This is a genomic window from Candidatus Cloacimonadaceae bacterium (assembly GCA_030693415.1).
Lineage (GTDB): Bacteria > Cloacimonadota > Cloacimonadia > Cloacimonadales > Cloacimonadaceae > JAUYAR01.
In genome coordinates, this window is the sequence record JAUYAR010000090.1 from 1 (window position 1) to 8,164 (window position 8,164).

General features: G+C 45.8%; 6 protein-coding genes. All 6 read left to right on the plus strand.

All coding sequences use genetic code 11. The annotated features are described in order from the left end of the window. The first annotated feature begins 372 nt into the window (after positions 1–372). The 6 genes from Q8M98_05425 (at position 373) to uvrC (ending at position 7,827) form a co-directional block, all read left to right on the plus strand. On the plus strand, positions 373–1,311 hold the full coding sequence (locus tag Q8M98_05425; protein ID MDP3114202.1) for a tetratricopeptide repeat protein: 939 nt from the start codon (positions 373–375) through the stop codon (positions 1,309–1,311). Between the two features lie 46 nt (positions 1,312–1,357). Next, on the plus strand, positions 1,358–2,080 hold the full coding sequence (locus Q8M98_05430) for a hypothetical protein (GenBank protein MDP3114203.1): 723 nt from the start codon (positions 1,358–1,360) through the stop codon (positions 2,078–2,080). A gap of 660 nt (positions 2,081–2,740) precedes the next feature. Continuing rightward, positions 2,741–3,346, plus strand: coding sequence for a GNAT family protein (locus Q8M98_05435; protein ID MDP3114204.1), 606 nt, complete (start codon positions 2,741–2,743; stop codon positions 3,344–3,346). Then, entirely contained in the window at positions 3,347–4,462 is a 1,116-nt protein-coding gene (locus tag Q8M98_05440; GenBank protein ID MDP3114205.1) for a DNA polymerase III subunit delta', read from the plus strand. A 3-nt stretch (positions 4,463–4,465) separates the two neighbouring features. Beyond that, positions 4,466–6,025: a murein biosynthesis integral membrane protein MurJ gene (gene murJ / locus Q8M98_05445; GenBank protein ID MDP3114206.1), complete on the plus strand. Its 1,560-nt coding sequence runs from the start codon at positions 4,466–4,468 to the stop codon at positions 6,023–6,025. After that, positions 6,001–7,827 carry an excinuclease ABC subunit UvrC gene (uvrC, locus tag Q8M98_05450; GenBank protein ID MDP3114207.1) on the plus strand — a complete coding sequence of 609 codons (1,827 nt, stop codon included), beginning with the start codon at positions 6,001–6,003 and terminating at the stop codon, positions 7,825–7,827. The genes murJ and uvrC overlap by 25 nt, the downstream gene beginning before the upstream one ends. Positions 7,828–8,164: the final 337 nt, after the last annotated feature.

Sequence of the window (8,164 nt, forward strand, 5' to 3'; positions counted from 1 at the left end):
TTTGGTGATCAAAACAATGAAGTTTAATGAAATTTTGTCCAAGTGGTTTTCTGCAAGCTCTGATCAGATATTCTTTTCTCTCATTAACTTATCCATTTTGTCCAAGTGATCGCTATTTGCAGATTTAAGTGACTCTTTATACCCGTCGCAACAAGGTAGATTTACATATGGGAAAGAAAGTTCTTGACGAAAGATCGGAATTTGAATTACTGTGGAATCAGGTGTTTGTGATTGTAGCAATCAGCATAAAGTATATATTGTGTGAGGCGAAGACTTGCTAACAGGTCTTCAAAGAAAATGAGAAACAATGAGTTGGAATTTACACCAACATTTGGGACTCAACTAAATCGTAGCTAACCAATGGAGTAAGAAGTGAGTATAGAACAAATCCTGAACTCAGCTAAGTTTGGTAATGCTGAAGCTCAAAATAAAATGGGTATTATCTATGTTAAAGCAGAAGATCAATCTGAATCAGGTCAGGAAGCATTTGGCTGGTTCCAAAAATCTGCATTACAGGGGCTTGCTGTTGCACAGTTTAATTTGGGTGCATGCTTTTACAACGGATTCGGTGTTGAAGAGAATCTAACAGAAGCTTGCCGTTGGTTTGCTCTATCTGCAGGAGGTGGATGTAGTGATGCACAATTTGAGATTGGTCGCTGTTATTGTTATGGACTAGGAGTGACGGAAGATTTCAAGCGTGGGTACAAATGGCTTGTTGCTGCTGGAAATATAGGACATGCTCATGCTCAACACTTGGTCGGTAAATGTTTTTTTCAAGGAGATAAAGTTGATTTAGACTATTCAAAAGCAGTGTATTGGTATAGAAAGGCTGCTGATCAGGGTTTTGCAGAGGCACAAAGGGATCTTGCGATATGCTATTTAAATGGTTTTGGAGTTAAAGAGGATAAATCTCAAGCTGCTTATTTTTACCGTGAATCTGCATTTCAAGGATATGCTGCAGCACAATATGATTTTGGATGGTGTATGGTAGCCGGGATAGGTGTTAAACAAGACAAAATACAGGGTGTAAGCTGGTGGCGAAAGGCTGCAGAGCAAAATTTTATCGATGCACAGTTGGATATGGGTAAGGCATATGAAAAAGGTTTAGGCTTAACCCAAAGCTATAAGGAATCATTATTTTGGTATTTAGTTGCAGCGGCGAATGGCAACAAGGAAGCAAAAGAAAATATGGTGCCAGTTTTTGGGGAAGTATCTGCTGAAGATCATAATGTGGTTTCTGAGAGAGCATCAATCTTTGTAGGTCTATCAAGTTTAAATCTAAAACATAGAAAAGTACAGTTTCTCAATTGATTGAAAAATGAGTAAGACAATATATAGGTCAACTTCTTTCAATTCCATGACTAAATCGAATTATCCACTTGTAGCGGTAGAAATTATTATTTGGGAAGATGGGTTAAGAGTATATACTTATGATATCGGTTTTGAGCCTCCATTTTATGATATTTGCGTTGATCCGGCCCCTTTTAGCCCTGTTAGACCACCTTACACTAAGGAAAAGGGAATTAAAATTCTGGAGGAGAAAGGAATTTTTGCGGAAAACTGGGTTTATGTTGACAATCTTCTGGCGTATGAATGTAATGCACTTATCAGGTCGGATATCCGTTCTGATATCCGAAAAATTTTCGGTTACGAGGATGAACTTCCAAAACCTATAAGTCGCGCTGTTGGACTATCAGCGGTTAATACGTTATCAAGATTCTCAGGACAACCCGCAAACATACAAATTAAGTTTTTGGAAAAATGCACAAAAGAAATTGAGGATGGCATTAACATGCTTATGATGTTTCCCAAAACAGAAGAAATAGACGAATTAAGGGCTTTCACAGGCAACGGTTTGCTTCAATTTCATATGCTAAGCGAAAACAATCGTGCTGGGTTTGTTCTCGACAATCAATTTTACAACATAGCTCTCGTTACAATAATTGAAACCGAATACATGTGTATGCTTTTTGATTTCTCGAGCAAATATTGCCTTAGTAAGGGAGTAATCACAGAACTTATAATTAATTTACCTAAATATAATCGGACCTACATTCTTAATAGTAGTGGATTGGCATGAAATTGGGATCCTAATATTTGTATGGAGTAGTAGTAAAATATCTTAAACAAGTTCTCTTGACCAAAACTCCTAATCTATAAGATGGACTCTATGAGCTTAAGTCTTGTCTGGTGGGGCAGAAAAGAGTAGCTTTAGAGCAACAACTTCAACTTTATCAACCGCAATGTTTTTGACCTTGATGACTCTTCCACAAACGAAATCATGTATATTGTTGAAGCCGCCAAAGGCATGGAACTGTAGACAACTCTGAGTTCAGTGAAGTGTCATTACCCTCAACGTTATCCGCTTTCTTAATCGCCTCGATCGTGCCAACCATTACTGAGCAGTTCTTTCAATGCCGAACTGAATTCCCTGAGTACCGACCGCGTGAAGGCGAAGTGCCCCGTTCTTTGGTAATATACCGCAAAGCAATTTAGCATACAAGCTCGGGATTCCGGTCTCCCAGCCGGCTGGCCATTAAACACGAACCACTAACTTTTATGAATCCCATAATACATAAAATGGTTGAATAATTTGAACAGTCTCGTATTTTTTAAATCATCTTCCCACGGAAATGTCTTGACAAATTGACGAGGAATATTTTGACTAATACAAGAGCGTAGATTTGCACTGGCAAATCCGCCATAGTATTGTAATTGGTAGCCAGACAAGGAGATAAAAATGAAGTATTTCAGAAAGCTGACCGGAGAGAAGTGTTATCTTTCGCCGATTTCGATCGACGATGCTGAAAGATACACTGAATGGGTGAACGATCTCGAGATTGGGCAACTCATGCTCTTATCCTCCACCGTGATCGATATCGATCGCGAACGTGAAACGCTAAAAGAACTGATGAAAAAGGACATTGTCTTTGCCATCGTGGAGAAAGACACCAACAAGGTAATCGGAAATTGCGGATTACACATGGTCAACGAAGTGCACCGCCGCGCCTGTTTCGGCATTTTCATCGGTGAAAAAACCTATTGGAATCAAGGCATCGGCACAGAAGCCACAGCCCTGATCCTGGATTATGGCTTTAACATCATGAATCTCAACAATATCACCCTCGAAGTGGTGGCATATAACCATCGCGCCATCCGCTGCTATGAAAAGGTCGGATTCAAATATATCGGCACCCGGAGAAACTACGTCTATATGGCGGGAAAATATCACGACGTGATGATCTACGACATCCTGGCGAGTGAATTCGAGAGCCCTTATGTAAAACGCGTTTTTGAGCTCAGCACCAGTGACGAAGCGGGACGCAGCAAGATCACGATCGTCTAAATGTTTCGAAATATCAAGGGACAGGATCACGCTCTGCAAATCCTGAGCACGGCGATCGACAACGACCGCATCGCTCAGGCATATCTCTTTCATGGCATGAGCGGAGTGGGCAAATTCACCACCGCGCTCTATTTTGGGATGGCGCTCAATTGCCTCTCCAAGAACGAATTCCGCCCCTGCGGAGTCTGTTCCTCCTGCCATAAATTCCTCTGCTTGGATCATCCGGATTTCATCTACGTTTTCCCCACGCCGAATCTGCAACTCACTGCCGAGGGAGAGATTAAGAAAAAGGAAGTCCGGGTGGAATATGAAGCTTTTTTCAAAAACAAAATTGAAAGCCCCTGGCTGGATTTCTATTTCAGTTCCGGCACGGAGATACGTAAGGACAGCATCGCAGGTTTGATCAGACGTCTCGAGATCTCAAGCTATGAAGCAATCTACCGGGTTTGCATTGTTGAAGACGCGGAAATGATGAACATCCCCACTGCGAATTCATTTCTTAAAACTCTTGAAGAACCGCCGAAAAACACCGTCATCATCCTGGTCACAAACCGTCTTTCGATGCTGTTGCCGACGATCCAATCCCGCTGCCAGCCCATCTATTTCAAACCCCTTACCAGAGGCGTGATCGAGCAACTTCTCAGAGATAAATTCGATGCCGAACACGCTCTTGCGCGAACCGCTTCCCGCATCGCCAACGGCAGCGTCAAAAATGCCGTGAGAATGCTGCAGGGAAGCGCAGGGGTGATTCGTGAGCTTGCTTTCGAGCTTTTCGATCTGGCATATCGGGATCAGGAATATGCCTTTCTCAATTTTTCACTTCGCATCCGCGAGCAGCTCAACGCCGCTTTTCTGGCTGATCTGATCTCCTGCGTCGCTTTTATTGTGAGCGACATCTGCATTTTCGGCAACAACCCGGAAGAGATCACCAACGTCGATAAATATGAGCTATACAAAGCATTGAAGCAGGACGAAGAAGCATTTTCCGAAGCCGCGCCGGAATTTCTCATCGCGCTTGAGGATCTGAAGCGCAAGATCGACGGCAACGTGAACCAATATCTCATCCTCGTGGGACTCTTTATGCGCTTCAGAAAACTATTTCGGGATACGCGCTGAGCCATGTCCCAAAAGAAGCTCCTGCGCAATATCGGCATGATGTCTTCTGCGGTTTTTATCAGCCGTATCGTTGGACTCCTGCGTGATACCGTGATGGCATATTTCTTTGGGACGACCTATCTAAACGACGCTTTCATCGTAGCATACAAGATCCCGAACCTACTGCGCGGACTGTTTGGCGAAGGAGCGCTTTCCGCAGCTTTTGTTCCCCTCTACAACGAGATCGGTATCAAACGCGGCAGGGAGGATCAGTATCGCTTTGCTTTGCAGGTGCTTTCCATCCTGTCTTTGGCGCTCATGATCCTCACTTTTTTCGGTGTCATTTTGGCGCCTTGGATCGTGCGGATCCTCTATCCCGGGCTTGCGGAACACACCAAGGTGCTGGCTGTATCGCTCTCCCGCATCATGTTTCCTTATCTCTTTTTGATCGGGCTTTCATCCACGATGATCGCCATCCTCAATTCCCACGACTATTTCTTTATGACCGGGCTCTCATCGGCATTGCTGAACATTGGCATGATCGCCACGATCCTGATTCCCTATGCTCTTGGGGTGCGTGGCGAAGCGTTGGTTTACTGGGCTGGCTGGGGAGTTTTCTTTGGCGGAATCCTGCAAACGGCGATCAATTTTCCCTTTCTCAAGCGGATCGGCTATCGTTTCGCAGCACGGATCAAGTTTTCAGGAGAAGCGATCACGGCTTTATGGAGAAGGTTTTTACCCTCCATGATCGGCGTCGGTATTCGTGAGATCAACATACTGGCAGACAGCCTGATGGCGTCTTTTCTGGTGGTGGGAAGCATTACGGCGCTGGAATATGGTAACCGCCTCGTGCATCTGCCCATGGGCATTTTCGCCATTTCCACCGGCATGGCTCTGCTGCCGTTATATTCAAGGAACGTCACCGAAAAGAAGTTTGAAGAGCTCTCGCAGAGCATGCGTTTCAGTGCGATCACCCTCGCCTATGTGATGATCCCCGTCACGATGCTGATCTTTGCCTTGGGCGGAGACTTTGTCTATCTGCTTTTTCAACGCGGCGCTTTTGACGCACGGGCGAGTTTGATGACGCAGCAGGCGCTTTTCTTTTATTCCATTGGATTGCTTTTTTATAGTCTGAATCAGACGATCACACCGCTGTTCTATGCCAATAAGGATACCCGCACGCCGGTCAAGATCGCCGCTGCGATGGTGACTCTCAATATCACCCTAAACTTTATCCTGATGCAATTTATGCAGCATCGCGGGTTGGCACTTTCCACTTCCATTACCGCCGCCACAAACTATTGCGTCCTACTTTACCACATTCGCAAAAAGCTGCCGCAGATAGATTTTTCCGGAATCTGGACAAACATCCTCAAGGCGATCGTTATCTGTGCCGTGATCTATATCCCAATCGCTTTGCAGGGACGCTATATCGTGGTTTCCGGCAAGGGCATGGTGCTGCTCAGGGACGTCATCGTCACCTCCGTCAGCTTTCTGCTCTTCTATCTGTTGGGGCTGCTTTTCAATCTCGCCTATCTGAAGGAATCGACAAAACGGGTATGGAACAGATTCACCGGCAGATAAAGGAAAAGATCGCCTTTTTACCTGATCAACCCGGCATCTATATCTGGAAAAACGCCGAAGCAGACGTCATCTATGTGGGCAAGGCGTCCTCCCTGAACCATCGCATCAAGTCCTATCTTTCAGGTGGGCAGAAGGATATCAAGACTCAGCAGTTGGTCAAAAACATCGCCGATTTGGAATACATCATCACCAACAGCGAAAATGAGGCTTTCCTTCTCGAAGCGACACTGATCAAGCGCTACAAGCCCAAATATAACGTCATGCTCAAGGACGACAAACGCTATCCATTCGTGAAAGTCACTCTGAGAGAAGCATTTCCGCGCATCCTCGTGAGCCGCGATCCCGTCAAGGACGGCTCCCGCTTTTTCGGTCCTTTCACGGATGCCCGCTCTTTGCGTTCGACGCTCCGAAACCTCGAATGGGTCTTTCCAATCCGCACTTGCACAAGGATCATCCCCGCGGACAAGATCAAATTTACGACCGCCTGCATCAATTATCAACTAAGAAAATGCCCCGCTCCCTGCATCGGCGCGATCTCCAAAACTGATTACGCGCGCATCGTGAAGCGCCTGACGGACTTTTTCGACGGCAAATATCAGGATATCCTCGAAGAAATCCGTGGTGAAATGAATGCCCTTTCCGAAACGATGCAATTTGAACAAGCGGCGGTGATGCGGGATCGGATCATCGCCATCGAACGCATCCAGAAACGCCAGACGGTTTTTTATGCCGACAACCGCAACGTTGATATCATCGGTTTCTATATGGAGGACGGCAAAGCCATCTGTCTGGTGCTTAGGATGACTCAGGGCGCCATCGTCAATCAGGAAAACTATCCCCTAGCAAATATCGAACACGCGGACGCGGATGAACTGTTAGCTTCCTTTCTCAAGCTCTATTATTCCGGTAAGGAGGAGCTCCCTTCGGAAATCCTGCTCCCCCACGAACCATCGGATTTTGCCGATCTGAACATGTGGCTGAAAGGAAGATTGACCCTTCCCCAGCGTGGCGAGAAAACCAAGCTCCTCGCCATGGCAAAGCGCAACGCATTCCATCTGATCGAAGAACAAAAGCTTGCCCATCTGCGCAAAGCCAACCGCACCGTTTTCCCCATCCAGGAACTCAAGGAACAGCTTCGCCTGCCGCGTCTGCCACGCAAGATGGTTTGTATGGATATCTCCACGATCCAGGGCACGGACACTGTCGCCTCGGCGGTCTTTTTTGAAAATGGCAAACCCCAAAAGAAGTTTTATCGCCGTTTCATCATCCGTTCCATCGATACTCAAAACGACTATGCCGCGCTTCAGGAAACGCTTGAGCGCTTCATTCTCGAGATCGGTAAAGATCCCGAAATGCATCCCGATCTCATTATCATCGATGGTGGAAAAGGACAGCTTGCCGCCTGCAACGAGATCCTGCAAACCTCACAATTTTCAGAAACTCCGATGATCTCTCTGGCAAAAAGAGCGGAGGAGATATTCAGACCCGGCGGAGGCGAATCCGTTATCCTGGCAAGATCATCCTCGTCTTTGCGTTTACTAATCAATATCCGAGACGAAGCGCACCGCTTTGCCATAGAATTTCACCGTAAACGCCGCTCAAAACGCACTCTGATCAGCGAGTTGGAAGATATCCCCGGCATCGGCGAGCAAACCAAATTCTTGCTGCTAAAGGAACTCGGTTCCGTGAATAATATCCGTACCGCGAATGTCCAAACCCTGGCTTCCGTCAAAGGCATCGGAGAAAAAACCGCGATTGCGATTCACGCCTATTTTCATACCGAGCAAGCTACTACAAAATAAACGATCCAATGCCGAATACGGGAAACCGAATTCCGCACCCCATTGGGAAACCGAACGCTGATTCGGCTGTGGTTTGCTAACCCAAGTTTCGCATGAAAAATGTGTTTTTAGTCATTTTGGAATCGTAACTCATTGAAAAACAGTATTTGAGTTTCGGAAAACAGCCAATTAGTGTCCAAAATCAGGGCTTTGCAGGAAAAATATATATTGACAGCTTCAGCGCCTGGATTTTCTGGGATTCATGTTTATAAGAAAGAAGATCATTCACAGCTCGCGTACCGGTAATAGTCACACCTATTACCAGTTGATTGAGTCTCGCAACACCGAGAAGGGTCCC

What these genes read in the sequence shown, in the direction of transcription:
- Q8M98_05430 (MDP3114203.1), top strand. Translation starts at nt 1,358, where the DNA reads ATGACTAAATCGAATTATCCACTTGTAGCGGTAGAAATTATTATTTGG.
- Q8M98_05435 (MDP3114204.1), top strand. Translation starts at nt 2,741, where the DNA reads ATGAAGTATTTCAGAAAGCTGACCGGAGAGAAGTGTTATCTTTCGCCG.
- Q8M98_05440 (MDP3114205.1), top strand. Translation starts at nt 3,347, where the DNA reads ATGTTTCGAAATATCAAGGGACAGGATCACGCTCTGCAAATCCTGAGC.
- murJ (MDP3114206.1), top strand. Translation starts at nt 4,466, where the DNA reads ATGTCCCAAAAGAAGCTCCTGCGCAATATCGGCATGATGTCTTCTGCG.
- uvrC (MDP3114207.1), top strand. Translation starts at nt 6,001, where the DNA reads ATGGAACAGATTCACCGGCAGATAAAGGAAAAGATCGCCTTTTTACCT.